The sequence below is a fragment of the Caballeronia humi genome, from assembly GCF_001544475.1.
GTDB classification, from domain to species: Bacteria; Pseudomonadota; Gammaproteobacteria; order Burkholderiales; family Burkholderiaceae; genus Caballeronia; species Caballeronia humi.
On record NZ_FCNW02000014.1, the window covers coordinates 1 to 22,015 of the forward strand.

Here is a 22,015-nt window from a genome sequence, read left to right on the forward strand (position 1 = left end):
CGTCAGGCCTGCATCCTTCAACTGCTTCAGGTTGACAGCTTCCATGTCGGCAGCACCTGCCTTCACGTTCGCCAATGTCGTGCCGGCCGTACCGCCTGCCAGCGTGACCTTGCCCTTCGTCGAGTCGTCATACGCAACGAATGCGTTCGTCACAGTACCGTTCGTGTCGGTCGTCAGGCCTGCGTCCTTCAGCTGCTTCAGGTTGACAGCTTCCATGTCGGCAGCACCTGCCTTCACGTTCGCCAATGTCGTGCCGGCCGTACCGCCTGCCAGCGTGACCTTGCCCTTCGTCGAGTCGTCATATGCAACGAAGGCGTTCGTCACGTTGCCGCTCGTATCCGTCTTCAGGCCTGCATCCTTCAACTGCTTCAGGTTGACGGCATCCGCGTCAGCCGTACCTGCCAGGACTTGGTGGATCTGCGCACCAGCCGTGCCGACACCCAGCGTCACCGAATTCTTGGCGGCGTTGTCGTATGCGACGAATGCGTTCGTCACAGTACCGTTCGTATCCGTCGTCAGGCCTGCATCCTTCAACTGCTTCAGGTTGACAGCTTCCATGTCGGCTGCACCAGCCTTCACGTTCGCCAGCGTCGTGCCGGCCGTACCGCCTGCCAGCGTGACCTTGCCCTTCGTCGAGTCGTCATATGCGACGAATGCGTTCGTCACATTACCGCTCGTGTCCGTCTTCAGGCCCGCATCCTTCAGTTGCTTGACGTTCACTGCGTCCATGTCGGCTGCACCAGCCTTCACGTTTGCCAGCGTCGTGCCAGCCGTACCGCCTGCCAGCGTGACCTTGCCCTTCGTCGAGTCGTCATATGCAACGAATGCGTTCGTCACGTTGCCGCTCGTATCCGTCTTTAGGCCTGCGTCCGTCAACTGCTTCAGGTTGACAGCTTCCATGTCGGAAGCGCCAGCCTTCACGTTCGCGAGCGTCGTACCAGCCGTGCCGCCTGCCAGCGTGACCTTGTCGTGCACGCTGCTGTCGTACTTGACCGCATCGATGGTCGGCTTGCTGCCGAGAGCAGACAATGCCGTACCCACGTCGTTATACGTGGTGCCACCAACATCATACGTCGGCTTGCTGAGCTTGCCGTCCGAGCCCACGGTCGTCCCGCCGCCCAGTGCCGCCGCCGTCGTCGATGCCGTGTTGTACAACTGCGCGCCATTGATTGCGTCGGTGCTGGTCGCCGATACGGCGCCCTGTGCGACGTACACGATCTTGCGCTGCGCCGTCTTGCTACCGACCGACACTACATTGCTCTGCGTGCCATCGCTCTTGCTGCCCAGTACGACGCTGTTGTCGCCCGACACGATGGCATCGTTGCCGAGTGCGATCGTGCTCTTACCAGTTACAGAGGTGCGGTTACCCAGGACGAATGACTCGTCGCCCATTACGGTAGCCGAATTACCAATGCCGTACGCAGCCTTTCCGCCTACGAGCGAATTCTTGCCGAACGCCACGGCGTCGAGATTGCCGACCTGGGCGTTGGGACCAATCGCGATGGCATCCGGGGATTCCGTGTCGACGCTCGCACCGTTACCCAGTGCAAGGCCGCCGTTAGATACGACATTGGCGTTCACGCCGAACGCAGCGGCATTGCGGCCGTTGGCAATGGCGCCGTAGCCCATCGCAACTGCGGAGAAGCCCGTCGAAATCGAGTTCGAACCGATGGCGACGGCTTGCTGTCCGTCGGCATGCGTGTTCAAGCCGATAGCTATGGAATCAGAGCCGAGTGCCGAAACCTGGTCACCCTTATCCGTCGGACCCGCGACGAGAAGTTGCTCGACCGGCACCGACGACACTGTCGCACGAGTCATCAAGAGCCCGCGCGTAGAAGCGACCGGCGTGCTTGCCGACATCGATGATGCGGTTTGCACGTTCTTGGTGATCAGGTCTTGCACCTGGCCAAGGTTGACCGCGTCAGTGGTGCTCGTAGCAGCGGCCACGTTGACGATCCTGCGTGTCTTCAGGTTCGTGCCGACGGACACGGTGTTGTCCTCGGTTGCCTGCGAGCCGTAACCGAGCGCAACGGAACCCGCGCCCACAGCGCGCGCCGACGTTCCGATTGCCAGCGAATTCGCACCGCTAGCGAACGAATTACCGCCGACCGCGACCGAATTCGTCGCCGTAGCCAGAGCCGTTGCGCCTTCGGTCGCGCCGAACTTGACGTACTTGAGCGAATCGCCGCCGTTCCCCGGCGCAACGCCCTCGATAGCCTTATTAAGCTGCTCGACGTTCACCGCGTCCGTGTTGCCGACACCGGCCTTCACGTTGCTGATCGTCGTGCCAGCCGTGCCGCCGCCGAGCGTAACCTTGCCCTTCGTCGAGTCGTCGTAGGCGACGAACGAGTTCGTCACGTTGCCGTTCGTGTCCGTCTTCAGGCCTGCGGTCTTCAGTTGCGAAAGGTTCACCGCGTCCATGTCGGCGATCGCGGCCTTCACGTTGCTCAGCTGCGTGCCAGCCGCGCCGCCCGCGAACGTAACCTTGCCCTTCGTCGAGTCGTCATAGGCGACGAACGCGTTCGTCACGTTGCCGTTCGTATCCGTCTTCAGGCCCGCATCCTTCAACTGCTTCAGGTTGACCGCCTTGTTATCGGCAGCGCCTGCCTTGACGTTCGCCAGCGTCACCGCCGCGCCCGTGCCGCCCAGCGTCACCTTGTCGTGCGTGCTCGTGTCGTATTGCACGGCGTCGGACGGACCGGTTCCTACCTGCGACAGTGCCGATTTCAACTGGCTCACGTTCACCGCGTCCGTTTCGGCCGCGCCCGCCGCGACGTTCGTCACGCGGCGTTCCTTACCCGACGAGCCCACCGACACTTCGCCGTTAGCCGCCGAAGCAATGCCCGAAACGGCCGCTGCGCCCGGCTTATAGCCAGCGGCGCTCAAGTCAGCTGTCGTGGTTGAATTGGCGCCGAGCGCCACCGAGTTGGCCGCCGTCGTGGTCGCGTACTTTCCGAGAGCAACCCCGTTGTCTGCACCCGCGAGAACCTTGGCGTTGCTGCCGAGCGCCACGCTTTCTGCGCCGGCAGCGGTAGACCAATCACCCAGTGCGGTCCCATAGTTGCCGCTCGCCACAGCGGCGGGGCCGACAGCGGTCGAGCCGAGGCCGGTTGCCGATGAATCGGCGGCGACGAAATCTACGTTGGCCGCCGTTTTGGCATTGCCATTCACGTGGAAATACTTGTCCGCGCCGTTCAACTGGCTCAGGTTGACGGCGTCAGTTCCAAGGACACCTGCTTGAAGGTTGTAGACTCTGTGATTGCTCACATTGACGTGGCCGCCAAGATAACTTTCGCCGGCTACAGAAAAATTGCCGCTCGCACTGATCCACCCGTTTGCACCTGTCAATGATGCTGTGCCGGTGCCATCGGTAACTTTCCATCCCAAGCCGGAACAGTTAGATGCGGGGTTTATGCTTGTATCGCCGTAGACCTGCCCAAAGTTACCACCACAAGCGACAAATTGCGTGCCGGCGGAAGCACCACCCGAAGCAGCCATTGCCGAAACACCCACCACCGCTGCAATCGCAGCTTTCTGCCCCGCCTTGCTGCGCTTCCCGCGCGATTTCTCCAATTCCGAAACGGCAACCCATGAGCCTGTCGACTCATTCCATACCGATTTGTATGACTTGTTCATGCTTTAACTAACCCCAACAAAATTAAGAAAAATCGCCTTCGGTTCCGGCGGTAAGTTCGGTCGCCATTCTTTTTAGGATGACAAAACGTCTGTACAGAGCGCTCGGCTTCAACGCGGCATGGGCTGCCTCGTTCAACGCACTCCAGCGGCACTGGCACAACGAAATGGAGCGGACACGTCAAACCGCAATCCATAAGGAGCGCGGACGAACTATAGGTTTTGGTCAACTTAAGCTGAACGCGAAAATTCTTAATTGCGGATAGCGAAGCACTGCGAGGAGAAAAGGGATGCGGGGCGAACGGTTCGTCGCCCGGAGAAGCATGTGTTCAGCAGTTCGAAAGGCCCACCCGACAAGGGTTTCCGATGAACCCATGTCCTCTTTGAAATCATTATTGAGACACTGGGAAATTTCTCATTAATTTCCTAGTTGCAGGATCACAACGGCGCATCGACTGTCTGATTGGAATTAAGGCAGCCGCAGAATGCGAAAAAGCCGCCAACGATTTCTCGTTGAAACGGCTTCCTGGAAAACTGCGGATACGGCGTCTTGTGTCAGCGGCCCGTGTGGCCTGGCACGGCTAAAAAGGTTTGATGATCACGAGCGCCGTTGCGCCGAGAAGACCCAGCACCGGCAACTCGTTGAACATTCGATACCACTTGTCCGAGCGCTTGTTTTCACCGCGCTGGAACGTATGCAGCAACCGGCCGCAATACGCGTGATAGACGACGAGCAGCGCGACGATGGTCAGTTTCGCATGCAGCCAGCCCTGCCCCTGCCCGATGCCGACCGCGAGCCACAGCCACAGCCCGCAAGCAAGCGCCGGGATCGCAATGAACGTCATGAAGCGAAACAGCTTGCGCGCCATCAGGAGCAGCCGCGCGGTGGCGGCGGCGTCCGTTTCCATTGCGAGATTGACGAAAATGCGGGGCAGATAGAAAAGCCCCGCAAACCACGAAGCCACCAGGACGATATGCAGCGTTTTGATCCAGAGCATCGATGAGTTGCCTTTTCGTTACTTTTTTATTGGCGCACTTCGCCGTGACCGAGCACCACGTACTTCAGCGACGTCAGCCCTTCCAGCCCTACCGGCCCGCGCGCATGAAGCTTGTCGTTCGAAATGCCGATCTCCGCGCCCAAGCCGAATTCGAAGCCGTCCGCGAAACGCGTCGAGGCGTTCACCATCACGCTCGCCGAATCCACTTCGCGCAGGAAACGCATTGCGCGATCGTGGTCTTCGGTCACGATCGCGTCGGTGTGATGCGAGCCGTACTCGTTGATGTGGTCGATGGCCTGGTCAAGATCGTCGACCACCTTGATCGCTAGCACGGGCGCCAGATACTCGGTGCGCCAGTCTTCCTCGCTGGCATCGACGAGCGCGCCGACCTCCGCCGCTTCGAGCACGGCGCGCGCGGCCGCATCGACTCGCAGTTCGACTTCCTTCGCCTGGAACGCGCGCGCGAGAACCGGCAGCGCCTCCTTCGCGATCCCGCGCGCGACGAGCAGCGTTTCCATCGTGTTGCAGGTGCCGTAGCGATGCGTCTTCGCGTTCTCGCAGATGGCGAGCGCTTTCGCGAGATCGGCGCGATCGTCGACGTACACGTGGCAGATGCCGTCGAGGTGCTTGATCATCGGCACGCGTGCCTCTTCCATCAGGCGCGCGATCAGGCTCTTGCCGCCGCGCGGCACGATTACATCGACGTATTCGGTCATCGTGATCAGCTTGCCGACCGCCGCGCGATCCGCCGTTCCGACGACCTGCACGGCGTCCTGCGGCAGCCCGGCCGCTGCCAGCCCTTCGCCGATCAGCTTCGCGAGCGCCGTGTTGCATTCGAGCGCCTCGGAGCCGCCGCGCAAAATCGCTGCGTTGCCGGATTTGAGACAGAGGGCGGCGGCGTCGATCGTCACGTTCGGCCGCGATTCGTAAATGATGCCGATCACGCCGAGCGGCACGCGCATCTGGCCAACCTGGATGCCGGTCGGGCGGAACTTGAGGCCGCTGATCTCGCCGATCGGATCGGCCAGAGAAGCCACTTGCCGCAAGCCTTCGACCATCGTGTTCAGCGCCTTGTCGGAAAGCGTCAGGCGGTCGATGAAGGCAGCGTCGTGGCCTTTGTCCCGGGCGCGGGCGAGATCGCGCGCGTTCGCGTCCTTCAACGCGGCCCGATCGCGCTCGATCGCAACCGCCACCGCTTCGAGCGCCGCGTTGCGCGCGGCAGTCGATGCGCGCGCCATCGCGCGCGAAGCGGCGCGCGCGCGGCGGCCCAGATCGGTCATGTATTCGTCGATGTTCATCGTGGGTCTCTTGCTGTTTTGTCGCCGCTCGCCGGTGCCGTGGATGAGCACGTGAGCGTCCGTAAAGACGGCTGGATTCGGAGGCGTCCGCAAAAAATGGACACCGCTATCCTGATTTTAAGCCGATGCGCGTTTCAGCGACGAGGTCGCGCCGGCGCGAGCGCTTTGCCCGGCGGCGGATTGCCGGAATGCGCGACCGTCATCGCGAGTTCGAACATGCCGTCCCACGGATTGGGCGGCGGCTCGCTGCCGCGTTTTCCGGTGCTGCCAGAGAGGCCTTTCACCTGCCGGTCGAGCTTCGCCGCAAGCGACAGCGCCTTCTCCAGCGCACCTTCCGTCACACGAGAGAGCGCCGGGCCGATCAGCCGTTCGCGCGGGCCCCAGACGCGGTTTTCGCGCAGCAGTGTGGCGAGCGGCTTGCCCGCCGCGACGCCGCGCTTGATGCGCAACAGCGTGCGCACTTCCTCGACGAGCGCCCACAGCACGAGCACGGCCGCTTCGCCCTCTCCCTTCAGGCCGTCGAGCATGCGCGCCAGGCGGCCGACGTCGCCCGTCAGCATTGCCTCGTTGAGCTTGAACACGTCGTAGCGGGCGACGTTGAGCACGGCATCGTGGATTTGCTCGACGCTCAGCACGCCCTCGGGGTACAGCAGCCCGAGCTTCTGGATTTCCTGATGCGCGGCGAGCAGATTGCCTTCGACGCGCTCGGCGATGAATTGCAGCGCGCGCCGTCCTTCTTCTCCCGGCGCGACGCGCTGGTCTTGCTGCGCGAGCCGCTGGCCGACCCACATCGGCAATTGCGCCCGCTCGACGGGATCGATTTTCAATGCCACGCCCGCGGCGGTGATGGCCGTGAACCACGCCGCTTTCTGCGACGCCGAATCTAGGCGCGGCAGCGTAATCAGCGTGAGGACGTCGGGATTGTTAGCAGCGGCCATGAGTTTGAGCGCCTCGCCGCCTTCCTTGCCTGGTTTGCCGGTCGGAATGCGCAACTCGACGAGTTGACGGTCGCCGAACAGCGACATCGACTGGCTGGCGCCGATCAGGCTGCTCCAGTCGAAACCGCGCTCGACGGTGAACACCGACCGATCGGTGAAGCCGCTCGCCCGCGCCGCCGCGCGAATGCGGTCGCACGCCTCCTGGGCGAGCAGGTGCTCGTCGCCATAGACGACGTACAAGCCTTTCAGACCCTTGGAGAGATGCGCTTCGAGCGCGTCGAGCCGGAGTTGCATGCAGGCGACCGGTTACAGCGGCGGCGTGGGCAGCGGCGCGCGCGGCGCGATGCCCGGCGTCTGCTCGCCCGGCGCCGGATGCAGCGAGCGCACGACGGCGAGCCGGCGAGTCAACTGATCGACGGCATCGAACTGCATGTCGCGATAGAGCAGCGTAGCTTCCTGCTGCTTCGCGAGCGCGTATTGGTCGCTGTAAGTCATTGCGCGGTTGAGCGCGATCACGCTCGGCGGGATCAGCAAGGTGCCGTCCGCGCCGGTCAGCGAATAGTTGAGCGTGTAGACGAGCTCGTATTCCTGCACGACACCCTGCGAATTCAGGCTCAGCGTGCGCTGGCCGTTGCCCTCGGCCAGCGACAAAATGGCCTCCGGCTTCTCCGACGGCTTGACGATCACCGTGTCGCTGCCGCCCTGCACCATGCGTTCGAGACGCGCGACCATCACCGCCGCGCCGCCCGAGATGGCGAGCCGCTTGAACACGTAGTCCTGCTGGCCGCGCAACTGGAAGCCGCACGCGGACAGCGCAAGCGCGCCGCTCACGAGCGACAGGAACGAACGCCTGCTGACGCCGGACACCGGCTGCGCTTCGGGCGCCTTCCCTTCGACGACTTTCCGGCTCACATCGACTCCCATGATTTTCACGGCGCTCAAACTACCACGTTGACGAGGCGCCCCGGCACCACGACGATCTTCTTCGGCGCACGGCCTTCCGCGAACTTGGCGAACATCTCATGCTCGACAGCCGCCTTTTCGATGGCTTCGCGCGACGCGTCCTTCGCGACCGTCAGCGCGCCGCGTACCTTGCCATTCACTTGCAGCACGAGCTCGATTTCAGCCTGTTCGAGCGCGGCTTCATCGACTTTCGGCCACGGCGCGTCCAGCAGATCGCCAAATTCCTTCGCGTAGCCGAGTTCGGCCCACAACTGGAACGTGACGTGCGGCACGACCGGATACAGCACGCGCAGCAGCACGCCGAACGCTTCGTTGAGCACGCCCGCGCTCGCATCCTTCGCGCCTTCGACAGCGTTCAGCATCTTCATGCCCGCCGACACGACCGTGTTGTACTGCAGGCGGCCGTAGTCGAAATCGGCTTGCTTGAGCACGCTGTAGATTTCGCGGCGCAGCACGCGCTCGGTGTCGTTCAGGTTCGATACGTCGAGCTTCGCGTGCTGTTTCAGCGCGTCGGCCTGGCCGTGCGCGTACTGCCACACGCGGCGCAGGAAGCGGCTCGCGCCCTCCACGCCCGTGCCCGACCACTCGAGCGACTGCTCCGGCGGCGCCGCGAACATCACGAAGAGACGCGCGGTATCGGCGCCGTATTGATCGATCAGCGTTTGCGGATCGACGCCGTTGTTCTTCGACTTCGACATCTTCTCGACGCCGCCCAGCACAACAGGCTGGCCGTCGGCGATCAGCACGGCGCCGGTCGGACGGCCTTTGTCGTCGTGGGACACGGTGACGTCGAGCGGGTTGTACCAGGTTTTTTTGCCCGCCGCGTCCTCGCGATAGTACGTTTCGTTCAGCACCATGCCCTGCGTGAGCAGATTCTTCGCCGGTTCGCCGAATTTGACGAGACCCATGTCGCGCATGACCTTCGTCCAGAAACGCGAATACAAAAGGTGAAGAATCGCGTGCTCGATCCCGCCGATGTACTGATCCATCGGCATCCAGTAGTCGGTGCGTTCGTCGACCATCGTCTTGGCGTCCGGCGCGGCGTAGCGCGAGAAGTACCACGACGAATCGACGAAGGTGTCCATCGTGTCGGTTTCGCGCTTCGCCGCCGCGCCGCACTTCGGGCACGCGCAGTTCACGAACGCTTCCGACTTCGCGAGCGGATTGCCTGTGCCGTCCGGCACGAGGTCTTCCGGCAGCACGACCGGCAAGTCCGCTTCCGGTACCGGCACGTCGCCGCAGCTCGGGCAGTGGATGAGCGGAATCGGCGTGCCCCAGTAGCGCTGGCGCGAAATGCCCCAGTCGCGCAGACGCCACGTGACCTGCTTGTCGCCGAGATCGAGCGCTTTCAAGTCGCCGGCGATGGCGTCGGTGGCTTCTTCGAACGTCAAACCGTCGTACTTGCCGCTATTGACGAGGCGCCCGGCCGTCTTGTCGCCGTACCACTCTTGCCACGCTTGCGTCGAGTATTCCTTGCCTTCGATCGCGACAACCTGCTTGATCGGCAGATCGTATTTCTTCGCGAACGCAAAATCGCGTTCGTCGTGCGCCGGCACGCCCATGACGGCGCCTTCGCCGTAGCTCATCAGCACGTAATTGCCGACCCACACTTCGACTTTCGCCTGCGTCAGCGGATGCGTGATGAAAAAGCCGGTCGGCATGCCCTTCTTTTCCATCGTCGCCATGTCAGCCTCGGCGACGCCACCGCGCTTGCATTCGTCGACGAACGCCTGCAATTCGGCGTTGTCGCGCGCGAGGCGCGTGGCGAGCGGGTGTTCCGCGGCGATCGCGGCGAAGGTGACGCCCATGATGGTGTCGGCGCGCGTAGTGAACACGCGCAGTAATTTCGCTTCGCCGTCGATTTCATACGGAAAGCCGAAATTCACGCCGAAGCTCTTGCCGATCCAGTTCTGCTGCATGACCTTGACGCGCTCCGGCCAGCCAAGGCCTTCGAGGTCGTCGAGCAGTTGGTCCGCGTAATCGGTGATGCGCATGTAGTACATCGGGATTTCGCGCTTTTCGACGAGCGCGCCCGAGCGCCAGCCGCGCCCGTCGATCACCTGTTCGTTCGCGAGCACGGTCTGGTCGACCGGGTCCCAGTTCACCGTGCCGGTTTTCTTGTACGCGATGCCCTTTTCGAGCATCTTCAGGAACAGCCACTGGTTCCACTTGTAATACTCGGGCGAGCAGGTGGCGATTTCGCGCGACCAGTCGATGGCGAGGCCCATCGACTGCATCTGCTTCTTCATGTACGCGATGTTGTCGTACGTCCACTTGGCGGGCGGCACGCCGTTCGCCATCGCGGCGTTCTCGGCGGGCATGCCGAACGCGTCCCAGCCCATCGGCATCAGCACGTTGTGACCGTTCATCCGCAGATAGCGGTACATGACGTCGTTGATCGTGTAGTTGCGCACGTGGCCCATGTGCAGCTTGCCCGACGGATACGGCAGCATCGAGACGCAATAGAACTTGGGCTTGGCCGCAGATTCGGTCGACCGGTAGACGTCTTTCGCGCGCCAGTCGCTTTGCGCGGCGGATTCAACGTCGGCGGGTACGTATTTATCGTGCATGGTGTGGTTGGCTGTTCGGCTGATGCTGGAAACTGGCTCGGCCCCGGTCGCGCTTCGGCTACGTGAGCGCGCGGTGGCGGGGCTGCGGCGTTTTGGCTTGAGTCTTCGGTCGTGTCGACGCGCCGATCAGGCAAAGGGCGATTATACCGTTCGATGGCGCGCGGCTGGCGCCTGGCCGGATGGCCAACGCCGCTGGCTGGCCGCCTTACTGGGGCTTGGCGCCCTTCGGCTCAGTGACGAAGCCGATCTTGTCGAGCCCCGCCTGCTGCGCCGCGCCCATCACCTGCGCGATGACGTCGTAGCGCGTCGCGGCGGACGCCCGCAGATGGATCTCCGGCGGTGCCGGGCGCTTGCCTGCGTCGGCGAAACGCGCGCGCATCTCGTCGAGTGTGAGTGGCTTGTCGTTCCAGTAAAGCTTCCCGGCGTCGTCGATGGACAGCGTGATGGTGTCCGGCGTCTCGCGCACGGATTGCGACGACACCCTCGGCAAATCGAGCCGGATCGCGTGCGTGAAAAGCGGCGCGGTGATGATGAAGATCACGAGCAACACGAGCATGACGTCGATGAGCGGCGTCATGTTGATCTCGGCCATCGGCGAGCCGTTGGGCCTTTTGTCGAGTCCGCCGAAAGCCATCGTTATTTGCCCTCGCCGCAGAGGAACGCGTGGAGATCGTGCGCGAAGCCGTCGAGTTCCTCGGAGACTTGCCTCACGAGCCGGCCGAGCACGTTGTACGCAAGCACCGCCGGAATCGCGACGACGAGCCCGAACGCCGTCATGATGAGCGCCTCGCCGACCGGTCCGGCGACGTTTTCGATCATCGCCTGTCCGCTCGCCGCGATGCTGCCGAGCGCGTGATAGATGCCCCACACGGTCCCGAGCAAGCCGACGAACGGCGCCGTACTGCCCACCGACGCGAGCAAAACCTGTCCGAATTCGAGCCGCCGCTGCGAACTGAGCAGCGCCTGACGCAGCGCGCGCAACACGCGCTCGCTGCGCTCGACGCGCGCCAGCAGCGCGCCCGGCACTTCCGCCTCGGACGCGTGCCATGCGGCCTCGGCGAGCGGAAGGTAGACGCGTTCGCGATCGGTCGCGCGCAAAGCGCTGATGCCATCGGAGAGCGTCGCGGCTTGCCAGAAATGCTTCAGCGCGCGCGGCCCTTGCCGCTTCGCGCGCGCCAGAACCCACGCCTTGACGATCAGGAAACACCAGCTCGCGACCGACATCGCGAGCAGTACGCCAGCGACGCCGCGCGTGACACCGTCGCCGCTTTGCAGATAGTGGATAACGCCCGTGTCCGCCATCGGTGCCTTATGGGACCAGGCTCAGCGCAGGCCGAGCACGTCCTGCATGTCGAAGAAGCCGGTGTCGCGGCCGGCGAGAAAGCGGGCCGCCCGCAGCGCGCCCTGCGCATACGACAGGCGGCTCGCGGACTTATGCGTAATCTCGATGCGCTCGCCGATGCCCGCAAACAGTACCGTATGATCGCCGACGATATCGCCGCCGCGAATCGCGGCAAAACCGATCGTCGACGGATCGCGTTCGCCCGTCACGCCTTCGCGGCCGTAAACCGCGCAGTCTTTCAGATCGCGCCCGAGCGCCTTCGCGACGACTTCACCCATCGCGAGCGCCGTGCCCGACGGCGCGTCAACCTTGTGGCGGTGATGCGCCTCGATGATCTCGATGTCGTAGCCCTCGGCAAACTGCTTCGCGGCGAATTCGAGCAGCTTCATCGTCACGTTCACGCCGACGCTCATGTTCGGCGCAAACACGATGCCGACCTTCTCGCCCGCTGCACGCAATTGCGCTTTTTGCGCGTCGTCGAAACCCGTCGTGCCGATGATCATCTTCACGTTGTGGCGCACCGCCGCTTCCAGATGCACGAGCGTGCCTTCGGGACGCGTGAAGTCGATCAGGAAATCGGCATCGGCGAATACGCGTTCGATGTCGTCAGTCAGCACGACGCCCGTCGTCTTGCCGAGGAACGCGCCCGCGTCCTGCCCGAGCTGCGGCGCGCCGGGACGGTCCAGCGCGCCGACGAGTTCGGCGTCGGTATCGTCGAGAACGGTTTCGATCAGCATGCGGCCCATGCGGCCCGATGCACCAGCGATGGCGATTTTCATGACGATTCAGCGTGAAAACGTGTTGAAAGATGCGCGCGATGCGTCGCGCGCCCTGTCCAGACAAGGGACAGCGGGACAAACCCGCCGTTCCCCGATTTGACGTGCTTTAACCCGGCTCAGTTGCTCGGCGTGCCGGCAGCCGGCACGTAGAACGGAGTCGGTCCGACCGGATTCGTGGCGGCGGGCGCCGGCGACGAACTCTGCGGACCAACGGCACTGCTGTCCGGAATGTTGATCTGCTGCGGCTGGCGCTTCAACTGGATCTGCGAATTGCCCTGGCTGTTCGAACCAAGCGCGCCGCCCGGCGTTTGCGGCACGTTCGGGCGCGCCGTGGATTGCGTGCGGCCAGTCGGCGTCTGGATCGCGTTCGTTGCCCGGTTGGCGGCCTGTGCGGCCTGCTGGTTCGCATCACCCGCGAACGCGGCCGACGGGTCCGGCGAGATCGACGGCTCCTCGGCGGAAGGCGCCGCGACACCCGCCGACGTGGCCGATGCCGGCACCGCGACGGGTGTCGGCGGCTTCGGCAGCGAGGCGAGCTTGACGCCCTTGTCGCCATCGATTTCGGCGAGCAGTTCGAGGTTCGACGGCAGATTCTCGCCGCCCGACCAGCTCGTCACGCGATCCGCTGTGAAGTTCACGATGAAGTCGCGCTGCTGGACGACCGAGGTCGATCCGCGCTTGAAGTAGAAGACGTAATCCCAGCGATCCGCGTGAAACATGTCGGTGAGCAGCGGCGTGCCGAGCAGCGCCTTCACCTGGTCCCGCGACAGGCCGATCTGCATCTGGCTCGCCGCTTCCTGCGACACGAAATTGCCTTGCACGACGGTGATTCGGTACGGCGTGATGCTCTGCGCGATCTTCTGCGTGACGCTGTCGTAAGAGGAGCAACCGGCCAGCGTGGTGGCCAGGACGGCAGCGATCAAGGTTCCCCGCATACGACGGCTCTCCAGGCAATTCGACAAAGATTTTGGAAACATTTCACCCTTCATTTCACCCCGCGCGCGACGCGTTTTCATATGACGCTGATATCGATCGCAACGGTTCCCGGCTGTTCGACTTCGGTTCGAAGATGACCGAAACGGTAAAAACGCATTACTATGAGAACCTTGAATTGTACTCTAGGGATGCCTAGCCATGACCAATCCCGCCGATCTCAAAAATATCGGGCTCAAGGCGACCCTGCCCCGCCTCAAGATCCTCGAGATTTTCCAGCACAGCCCGGTGCGCCATCTGACGGCCGAAGACGTGTATCGCAACCTGATTCACGAAGAGCTCGACATCGGGCTCGCGACGGTTTATCGCGTGCTCACGCAGTTCGAGCAGGCCGGCCTGCTGTCGCGCAGTAATTTCGAATCGGGCAAGGCCGTGTTCGAGCTGAACGAAGGCACGCACCACGATCATCTGGTGTGTATCGACTGCGGACGCGTCGAGGAGTTCTTCGATGCGGAAATCGAAAGCCGTCAGCAAGCGATTGCGAAGGCGCGCGGTTTCAAGCTGCACGAGCACGCGCTCGCGCTGTACGGGGCGTGCACGAAGGAAAATTGCCCGCATCGGAAGCACTGAAGTACCGAAACGCTGACTGTAAGACAAAACCGCCGCCCATCGTGACCGATGGGCGGCGGTTTTCTTGCGTACGCGTTTTTTTACGCAGCCTGACCGATTGCCGCCGCGCGCGTCAGCACATAGCGCTCGGACAAGTCGATTTCGTCGCAATTCGGCTGACTGCCGCCGCGATCGACGACGATGAAATCACCCTCTCGTTCCAGCACGATCAGCGGGTGATGCCAGACGCCGCGCGCGTAGTTCACGCCCTGCCAGCCCTTTGTGTGGAACGCGCGCAGCCCGGAGGGATCGAACTCGCCCGCCGGCGCCACGACGATCAGATACTCGACATCGCCGAGCGGCACGAACGCCTGGCTGCCAAGCGGATGCCGCTCCATCATCGAGATCTCGACCGGCTGCGGCCGCGGCTGGCCGCGAAACACGCTGATGAGCGGCCGGCCGCCTTCATCCGCGCCGATCTCGACGCGTGCCAGATCGTGGAAACGCTCGGTCGTACCGCCGTTGATCGGAAAATGGCGCGCGCCGTCCAGTTCGATGACGTCGCCATACGGCGCGAAAGCCTCGCGCGTCAGGGGTTCCAGCGTCAGCGTCTTCATGATCGTTACTCGATGTCGCCAAAGACGCGCAGCCGCGACACGCCGCCGTCCGGGAAAATGTTGAAGCGCACGTGCGTCACGGCCCCAAGCGCCGCGACTTCCGACTCGAAGCGATGCACATTGTCCATCGACAGTTTCTGCTCCGGCAGCAGCACCGGCCAGAACATCGCCTGCGTGACGAGCGATTCGTCGGTGCCGCCCTCGACGCGCGCCGCCTGCAGCGAGCAGCGATCGGGGAAATTGCCCTTGAAGTGCGCCGTATCGACTTCGATTGCGCGGATCACGCCCGGATTCGCCAGCGCAACGATCGCCCAGTCGTTGCCCGGCTCGCGACGGCGCCGCGTTTCCCAGCCGTCGCCCATGTTCACACCGCGCCCCGGCATCAGCATCTGCGAGGCCGGTCCGAAATGCTGGTTGTTCGCCGCGACCAGATACGCGCCGTTTTCGATCGCCGCCAGATCCAGCAGCGTGCCGCGCGCGACACGCGAGAAGTCCGTCTTCGGCTGGCCGTAGACACGCAGCCGCGCAATCCCGCCATCCGGATAGATGTTCACGCGCAGATGCGTGTAGGCGCGTGTATCGCTGATCTCGACGTAATGGTGGCGGTTGCCCTGCAGCGTCGTCGCGGGGACGATTTCGCGCCAGTCGCCCTGTTCCTGCGGATTCGGGCTGTCCGTACAGCACGCCTCGATGGAGGCCGCCGGCGGGAAGTTGCCCGTGAAATGGCTCGTATCGATGTCGATACCGTGGATCGTGCCCGGCCGCGCCAGTTTCACGATGCAGAAATCGTAGCCCGTCGTGCGCTTGCGGCGCGTTTCCCAGCCGTCCATCCATTTGCCGTGGTCGTCGTACTTGCCGGGAATGAACTGCGCCGGCTGCGGGTCGAGCATGCGCTCTTTCGGCGCGAAGAATTCGTCGGTCGCGAACAGCGCTGTTGCGCCGAGACGCGGATCGGCGAGATTCATATAGCGGCGCGTGAAGGCGGGGGCGTCGGCGTCGAGGATCGGGTTTGCCATGCTGGTCGGCTCCTTGGAATCGGTTGAGTGAGGCGGCTTGAAGCGCGTGTGAATGTGCTTACATTCGATTTGGCGGTCGCCGGCGGGCCGGCGACCGCGTTGACGTTACTTACAGCGCGTGGGCGGTTTCGTGGCTGCTCGCGTTGGCAGTGTCCGTCTTGCCCGTCGCCGGGACGAAGAGGAAATCGGCATCCTGGTTCAGCACGCGATGCGCGCGCACCCGATCGATATCCTTCTCCCAGACCGCGACGATCACCGTCGCCACACAGTTGCCGATCAGGTTCGTCACGGCGCGAGCGATGCCGACGAACCAGTCGACCGGCAGGATCAGCACGAGGCCGAGCACGGGGATCGCGGGAATCGCGGAGAGGGTCGCGGCGAGAATCACGATCGCCGAGCCGGGGATGCCGTGCGCACCCTTCGACGTCACGAGCGACACGAGCACGACGACGATCAGGTCATGCATCGACAGCGGCGTGTTCGTGGCCTGCGCGATGAAGATGACGGCGAGCGTCAGGTAGATCGAGAAGCCGTCGAGGTTGAACGAGTAGCCGGTCGGAATCACGAGGCCGACGGTGGAATCCTTCACGCCCATCCATTCAAGCTTGCGCATGATCTGCGGCAATACGGCGTCCGACGAAGCGGTGCCGAGCACGATCGAGAGTTCTTCACGCAGATACCGCACGAGCTTGAAGATGCTGAAGCCCGCGAGGCGCATCACGACACCGAGCACGACGAACACGAACAGGAAGCAGCTCGCATAGAACACGACGACCAGCATGCCGAGCTGCTTGAGCGAATCGACGCCGTACTTGCCGGTCGTGAACGCGATCGCGCCGAGCACGCCGAGCGGCGCGAGCTTGATGACGAACGACATGATGCGGAAGAACACATGCGACAGTTCCTCGATCAGTCCCGACACGCGCCGCCCCTTCTCGCCGAGCATCGACAGCGCCGCGCCGAACAGCACGGAGAACACGAGCACCTGCAGGATGTCGCCCTTCGCGAAGGCGTCGATAGCGGTGTTCGGGATGATGTTGAGCAGGAAGCCGGACGTGTCCTTCAGGCTCTTGGCGTGCTCGGTGTACTGCGTGAGCGACGCGGCGTTGAGCGAATGCAGGTCGATGTTCGCGCCTGCGCCCGGCTTCGTGACATAGGCGAGCACCGCGCCGATCACGAGCGCGAGCGTCGTCATGATTTCGAAGTAGATGACCGCCTTCAGCCCGACGCGCCCGACTTTCTTCAGATCGCCGGCGCTCGCCATCCCGCTCACGACGACGCAAAACACGATCGGCCCGATGACCATCTTGATGAGCTTCAGAAAGCCATCGCCAAGCGGCCGGAGCGACTCGCCGAAATGCGGGAACACCGCCCCCACTACGACACCTATGACCAGCGCAATCATTACCCTGCCAAACAGCGAATTCAGGAATCTCAGCACGACTGTTCTCCTTCGTCGTCAATCTCTGTCACGGGATCACTTCAGCAACTGTTCCGACTGGTCCGACCAGTGCTGTGATGACGAATATTAGAAAACCGATATAGCCCAGTCAAGGAAGTCGTCGTAGCTGTTTACCCGCGATATCGGCAGCATCTTGCGATTGTCAAAGGCAATTTCGAGACGCCGGCTGAAGCCGCGCCTACAATGGCGGTCAGACCGGACTAGTACGATTCTTCCTATGAAAAACGTTCCGCATACCGTTACCGATGCCGCCATCGCGACCATTCGCGAACGGATCGAATCCAGCGTATATCCGGTGGGGAGTCTATTGCCGGCACAGCGGCAACTCTCCGACGAACTGGCGATCAGCCGTGCGTCGTTGCGTGAAGCGCTCTCGACGCTCGAAGCGCTCGGCATGCTTCATATCCGGCCGGGCAAGGGCGTGTATGTCAGCAGCGCGCAGGCGAGCACGTCGCACGCGTGGCGCTTTGCCGATCAGGCGTCGCTGCCGGATACCTACCAGATGCGTTTCGCACTCGAGGGTTTCGTCGCGCGACTGGCGGCCCATTCGATCGGCGACGTGGATATCGACTGGCTCCAGGACAACCTCGATTCATTGCAAGGCGCGTTGATCAACGCGGAACTGGAGGAAGCAGCGCAGCTCGACTTCGCGTTTCACATGCGGATCGTGAGCCTTGCGGGGAACGCGGCGATCGAATCGATCCTGCGGGGGAGCGCCGAGATCATGAAGGAAAGCCAGCGGCTACCGTTTTATCGGCGCGAACTCGTGCTTTCGACGTATCACGAACATTCGGCCATCGTCGAAGCGCTCAAGGCGCGCGACGGCGAAAACGCCGGCCGCGCGATCGAGACGCACATCGTGAACGCCGCGCAGCGCGCGGGTGTGCATTTTCCGTTGCCGGTGGATTCAGCGCGCTAGGGGGCGAAACGAAATGCGTGGAAACAGGGCCGTCCGGTCACCAACCGGACGGCCTTTTTTACGCTCGCGGGGCGCCGCGACTCCCGGCGATCGCGCACAAGTCAATCGAAAGTTGAAATAAATGCCGCCCAGATCGTATTAATTCAACTTTCGGAATCATCTCATTCCGAAAAAAGCGAACAAAAAGCACTCTCGCATTCCTATAAATAGCAAATAGGGATGCAGCATCATGGGCCAATTTTCCCGTAGGGCATGGCTGGGCGCGCTGCTCACCGCTGGCGTGCTCGCCGCAGGCGGCGGTCTTGCCGCCTGGCATTTCGATGTCTTCAAGCCGGGCAAGACCTATCTTGGCGACGGCAGGACGGGTCCAGCGAACATGGCGTGGATTCCCGCCGGCGCCTTCCTGATGGGCAGCGACCACTCGCACGCCCAGCCGAACGAAAAACCCGCGCACAAGGTCGCGCTGTCGGGCTTCTGGATCGACGTGAGCGACGTCACCAACGCCGACTTCCGGCGCTTCGTCGAAGCCACGCATTACGTCACCACCGCCGAGCGCAAACCTGACTGGGAAACGCTCAAGGTACAGGCCCCGCCCGGCACGCCGAAACCCGACGACAGCCTGCTCGTGCCGGGCGCGCTGGTTTTTAGCGGCACCGCCGCGCCGGTTTCCCTGCGCGATTACTCGCAATGGTGGCGCTTCGTTCCGGGCGCCGACTGGAAGCGTCCGCAAGGGCCGGACAGCGGCATTATCGGCAAGGACGATCATCCGGTGGTGCAGGTCTCGTACGAAGACGCCGAGGCCTATGCGAAGTGGGCCGGCAAGCGGCTGCCGACCGAAGCCGAGTGGGAATACGCGGCGCGCGGCGGGCTCGAGCAGGCCACCTACGCATGGGGCAACGAACCGAACCCGCAGCAGAAGACGATGGCGAACATCTGGGACAACCATCGCGAGACACCCTTCCCCGTCGTCACTGACGAAAAAGTGCAGGTCGGCACCACGGCCGTCCGGAAGTTCGCGCCGAACGGCTACGGCCTCTACGACATGGCCGGCAACGTCTGGCAATGGACCGCGGACTGGTACCGCGCCGACTACTTCAAGACGCAGGCGCAGCTCGGCAAGACGCCGCGCGACCCCGTTGGTCCCCCCGACAGCTTCGACCCTTACGACGATTCCGGCATCCCGCCCGATGCCCCGCGCCGCGTGACGCGTGGCGGTTCGTTCCTGTGCAGCGATACGTATTGCCTCAGCTACCGCACCAGCGCACGGCGCGGCACCGACCCGTACACGAGCATGTCGCACATCGGCTTTCGCCTCGTCATGACACAGGATCAATGGAAAGCCGAGCAGAAACGCACCAAGGCCGAAGCCAATCGTTGATGCACCTCATTCGGCGTTCGCCGGATCACAAGGCTCTCCGCTGATGCCGGAGAGCATTTACTCAAGCAATAAGGAAAACTCCATGCACATGCCAAAATTCAAAGGGCGGCGCACGGGCGGGCTGCTCTTAGCCGCTGCGTTGGCGCTGACCCTTGGCATTACCGGACTGTCACAGGCGAACACGGCCGCCGACGCTGCGAAGGTCCAGTTCAAGCCGCTCGTCAGCGAAACCACGGGCAGGCTCGGCGAAATCCTGCCGCTGCCTCAGACCGAATTCGAGGCGATGACGGAGCAGGACTACGCCAAGGTTCAGGCGCCGGCATTCCATCAGGTACGGCCGCCGAAGGGCGCGCCCAATATCGTGATCGTGCTGCTCGATCAGGTCGCCTATGCCGACCCGCAATTGTTCGGCGGCCAGATCCGCATGCCGACGCTCGACAAGCTGGCAAAAGACGGGCTGACGTACACCAACTTTCACGTGAACGCGCTGTGCTCGCCCAGCCGCATGACGCTCCTGACCGGGCGTAACCAGCATCTGGCGGGCGTCTCGACCGTGATCGATACCGCCACGGCCTATCCGGCGAATAGCGGCGTGCGCCCGCGCAGCGTCGCGACCGTTGGCGAAATCCTGCATCAATGGGGCTACGTCACGTCGTACTTCGGCAAGAACCACGAGGTGCCGCCGTATGAAGGCAGCGTAAGCGGTCCGTTCGACCGCTGGCCGACGCAGTCCGGCTTCGACAAGTTCTACGGCTACATCGGCGGTGAGCAGTCGTCGTTCTATCCGAACCTGATCGATGGCACGACGCACGTCGAGCGCCCGCGCAACGACCCGAATTATCACTTCAACACCGACATGACCAATCAGGCGATCGCCTGGCTGCGCGGCACGCAGTCGCTGACGCCAGACCGGCCGTTCCTGATGTATTACTCGTCGAGCGGCGGCCACCCGCCGCACACGCCGCGCCCCGACTGGCTTAAGAAGCATCTGTACGCAGGCGAGTTCGACAAGGGCTGGGACGTGATGCGCGAGGAAATCCTTGCGCGCCAGAAAAAGCTCGGCATCGTGCCGGAAAACACGCAGCTCGCGAAGAATCCCGACTACATCAAGAAATGGGCAGATCTCTCGCCTGACGCGAAGAAAGTCTATGCGCGCCAGATGGAGGTGTATGCCACGCTGGTCGAAAGCGCGGACGCGGAAGTGGGCCGCCTCGTCGATACCATCGAGGACCTCGGCCAGATGGACAACACGCTGTTCTTCTACATCACGGGTGACAACGGCGGCTCGTCGATCGGCGAGATCAACGGCGTGTTCAACGAGTGGTCGGCGCTCAACGGCGCACCGGAGGACGTGGCATACCTGAAGAAGCGCATCGACGCGGGCGAATACGGCGGTCCGAAGTCGTATCCGAACTATTCGATCGGCTGGGCTGCGGCAGGCGCGACGCCCGCTACCTGGATGATCCAGATGACGCACGCTGGCGGCAACATGGCCGGCATGGTCGTCCACTATCCGAAGGGCATCAAGGCGAAGAGCGAATTGCGCCACCAGTACGCGCATTTGAACGACATCGTACCGACGATTCTCGACGTGATCGGCGTGCCGGAACCGAAAATGGTGAACGGCGTCAAGCAGGTGCCGATGTCGGGCACCAGCCTGAAGTACACCGCTGCGGACGAGAAGACGGAGCGTCACGTCACGCAGTACAACGAGTCGTCGGGCAACCGGAGCATTTACCACGAAGGCTGGCTCGCCGCCGTGGTCCATCGCGCGCCGTGGCAGCACGAAGCGCCGCAGCACGACTTCGAAAAGGACGACTGGCAGCTGTTCCACATGGCCGAGGACTTCGGCCTCGCCAACAACGTCGCGGCGAAATATCCAGAAAAGCTGAAGGAAATGAAGGAGTTGTTCCGCCAGGAAGCCATCAGGAACAAGGTCTTCCCGCTCGACGATCGCGGCTTCCAGTTGTTGAACCCGGTCGAAGCCGGCCGTCCGGACCTGATGTTCGGCCGCAAATCGCTCACGCTCTACCCGGGCATGCGCGGCATGACGGAAAACAACTTCATCAACACGAAGGCCGTGTCGTACACGATCACCGCCGATCTCGACATTCCGAAGGAAGGCGCGAAGGGTGTGATCATCTCGCAAGCCGGGCAGAACGGCGGCTGGAGTCTCTACGTCAAGAATGGCAAGACGAAGTACGTCTACAACTGGCTCTCGCGCGAGAAGTACGTGATCGAATCGAGCGAACCGCTGCCAACGGGCCGCGTCAAGGTCACGTTCGACTTCGCCTATGACGGCGGCGGCCTGAACAAGGGCGCAACGGGTACGTTGTCGATCAACGGCAAGAAGGTCGGCTCGGGCCGCATTGAGAAGACGCAGGGCGCCGTGTATTCGCTCGCGGGAGAGACGGCGGACGTGGGCATCGACGCGCCGACGCCCGTCACCGACGACTACCCCTTCTACGACAACGAGTTCACCGGCACGATTCGTACGGTGCGTATCGACTTGAAGTAAGCAGGATCGGCGGGGGTGCTCCCCGCTGCTGTCGGCTGTACG

Annotated in this window: 16 protein-coding genes and 2 pseudogenes; 4 read left to right on the plus strand and 14 right to left on the minus strand. The window is 63.0% G+C overall.

What is annotated here, in order from left to right:
* The 11 genes and pseudogenes from AWB65_RS15115 to AWB65_RS15165 form a co-directional block, all read right to left on the minus strand.
* Nucleotides 1–3,267: pseudogene (locus AWB65_RS15115) on the minus strand (hypothetical protein); the annotation flags it as partial.
* Between the two features lie 237 nt (nt 3,268–3,504).
* Nucleotides 3,505–3,636 (minus strand): annotated as a pseudogene (locus AWB65_RS37845) (ESPR domain-containing protein); the annotation flags it as partial.
* 578 nt (nt 3,637–4,214) lie between these two features.
* A complete protein-coding gene (locus tag AWB65_RS15125; RefSeq protein WP_087667937.1) occupies nt 4,215–4,631 on the minus strand; it encodes a CopD family protein in 417 nt (138 codons plus the stop codon).
* 26 nt (nt 4,632–4,657) lie between these two features.
* On the minus strand, nt 4,658–5,929 hold the full coding sequence (locus tag AWB65_RS15130; RefSeq protein ID WP_087668027.1) for a glutamate-5-semialdehyde dehydrogenase: 1,272 nt from the start codon (nt 5,927–5,929) through the stop codon (nt 4,658–4,660).
* 134 nt (nt 5,930–6,063) lie between these two features.
* Nucleotides 6,064–7,161: a DNA polymerase III subunit delta gene (gene holA, locus AWB65_RS15135; RefSeq protein ID WP_087667938.1), complete on the minus strand. Its 1,098-nt coding sequence runs from the start codon at nt 7,159–7,161 to the stop codon at nt 6,064–6,066.
* Between the two features lie 12 nt (nt 7,162–7,173).
* On the minus strand, nt 7,174–7,791 hold the full coding sequence (locus AWB65_RS15140) for an LPS-assembly lipoprotein LptE (RefSeq protein ID WP_087668028.1): 618 nt from the start codon (nt 7,789–7,791) through the stop codon (nt 7,174–7,176).
* A gap of 14 nt (nt 7,792–7,805) precedes the next feature.
* Entirely contained in the window at nt 7,806–10,400 is a 2,595-nt protein-coding gene (gene leuS, locus AWB65_RS15145; protein ID WP_087667939.1) for a leucine--tRNA ligase, read from the minus strand.
* 205 nt (nt 10,401–10,605) lie between these two features.
* On the minus strand, nt 10,606–11,034 hold the full coding sequence (locus AWB65_RS15150) for an ExbD/TolR family protein (protein WP_087667940.1): 429 nt from the start codon (nt 11,032–11,034) through the stop codon (nt 10,606–10,608).
* 2 nt (nt 11,035–11,036) lie between these two features.
* Nucleotides 11,037–11,702: a MotA/TolQ/ExbB proton channel family protein gene (locus AWB65_RS15155; protein ID WP_087667941.1), complete on the minus strand. Its 666-nt coding sequence runs from the start codon at nt 11,700–11,702 to the stop codon at nt 11,037–11,039.
* Between the two features lie 21 nt (nt 11,703–11,723).
* The gene (dapB, locus tag AWB65_RS15160; protein WP_087667942.1) at nt 11,724–12,521 is read right to left on the minus strand and encodes a 4-hydroxy-tetrahydrodipicolinate reductase; all 798 of its coding nucleotides are present in this window, start codon (nt 12,519–12,521) and stop codon (nt 11,724–11,726) included.
* A gap of 116 nt (nt 12,522–12,637) precedes the next feature.
* A complete protein-coding gene (locus AWB65_RS15165; protein WP_087667943.1) occupies nt 12,638–13,456 on the minus strand; it encodes an outer membrane protein assembly factor BamE in 819 nt (272 codons plus the stop codon).
* 199 nt (nt 13,457–13,655) lie between these two features.
* Here AWB65_RS15165 and fur point away from each other — a divergent pair, with 199 nt between their 5' ends.
* Nucleotides 13,656–14,084: a ferric iron uptake transcriptional regulator gene (fur, locus tag AWB65_RS15170; RefSeq protein ID WP_087667944.1), complete on the plus strand. Its 429-nt coding sequence runs from the start codon at nt 13,656–13,658 to the stop codon at nt 14,082–14,084.
* Nucleotides 14,085–14,164: 80 nt separating this feature from the next.
* Here fur and AWB65_RS15175 read toward each other — a convergent pair whose 3' ends face one another.
* The 3 genes from AWB65_RS15175 to AWB65_RS15185 form a co-directional block, all read right to left on the minus strand.
* Nucleotides 14,165–14,680: an ureidoglycolate lyase gene (locus AWB65_RS15175; protein WP_087667945.1), complete on the minus strand. Its 516-nt coding sequence runs from the start codon at nt 14,678–14,680 to the stop codon at nt 14,165–14,167.
* Nucleotides 14,681–14,685: 5 nt separating this feature from the next.
* The gene (gene alc, locus AWB65_RS15180; protein ID WP_087667946.1) at nt 14,686–15,696 is read right to left on the minus strand and encodes an allantoicase; all 1,011 of its coding nucleotides are present in this window, start codon (nt 15,694–15,696) and stop codon (nt 14,686–14,688) included.
* 109 nt (nt 15,697–15,805) lie between these two features.
* A complete protein-coding gene (locus tag AWB65_RS15185) occupies nt 15,806–17,137 on the minus strand; it encodes a C4-dicarboxylate transporter DctA (RefSeq protein WP_087667947.1) in 1,332 nt (443 codons plus the stop codon).
* 238 nt (nt 17,138–17,375) lie between these two features.
* Between AWB65_RS15185 and AWB65_RS15190 the strand changes: the two genes are divergently transcribed.
* The 3 genes from AWB65_RS15190 to AWB65_RS15200 all read left to right on the plus strand — a co-directional run bounded on the left by AWB65_RS15190 (nt 17,376) and on the right by AWB65_RS15200 (nt 21,973).
* Complete coding sequence (locus tag AWB65_RS15190) at nt 17,376–18,077, plus strand: FadR/GntR family transcriptional regulator (RefSeq protein ID WP_087667948.1); 702 nt, start codon at nt 17,376–17,378, stop codon at nt 18,075–18,077.
* Between the two features lie 229 nt (nt 18,078–18,306).
* The gene (locus tag AWB65_RS15195; protein WP_087667949.1) at nt 18,307–19,455 is read left to right on the plus strand and encodes a formylglycine-generating enzyme family protein; all 1,149 of its coding nucleotides are present in this window, start codon (nt 18,307–18,309) and stop codon (nt 19,453–19,455) included.
* A gap of 88 nt (nt 19,456–19,543) precedes the next feature.
* Nucleotides 19,544–21,973 carry an arylsulfatase gene (locus AWB65_RS15200; protein ID WP_087668029.1) on the plus strand — a complete coding sequence of 810 codons (2,430 nt, stop codon included), beginning with the start codon at nt 19,544–19,546 and terminating at the stop codon, nt 21,971–21,973.
* Nucleotides 21,974–22,015 lie beyond the last annotated feature (42 nt).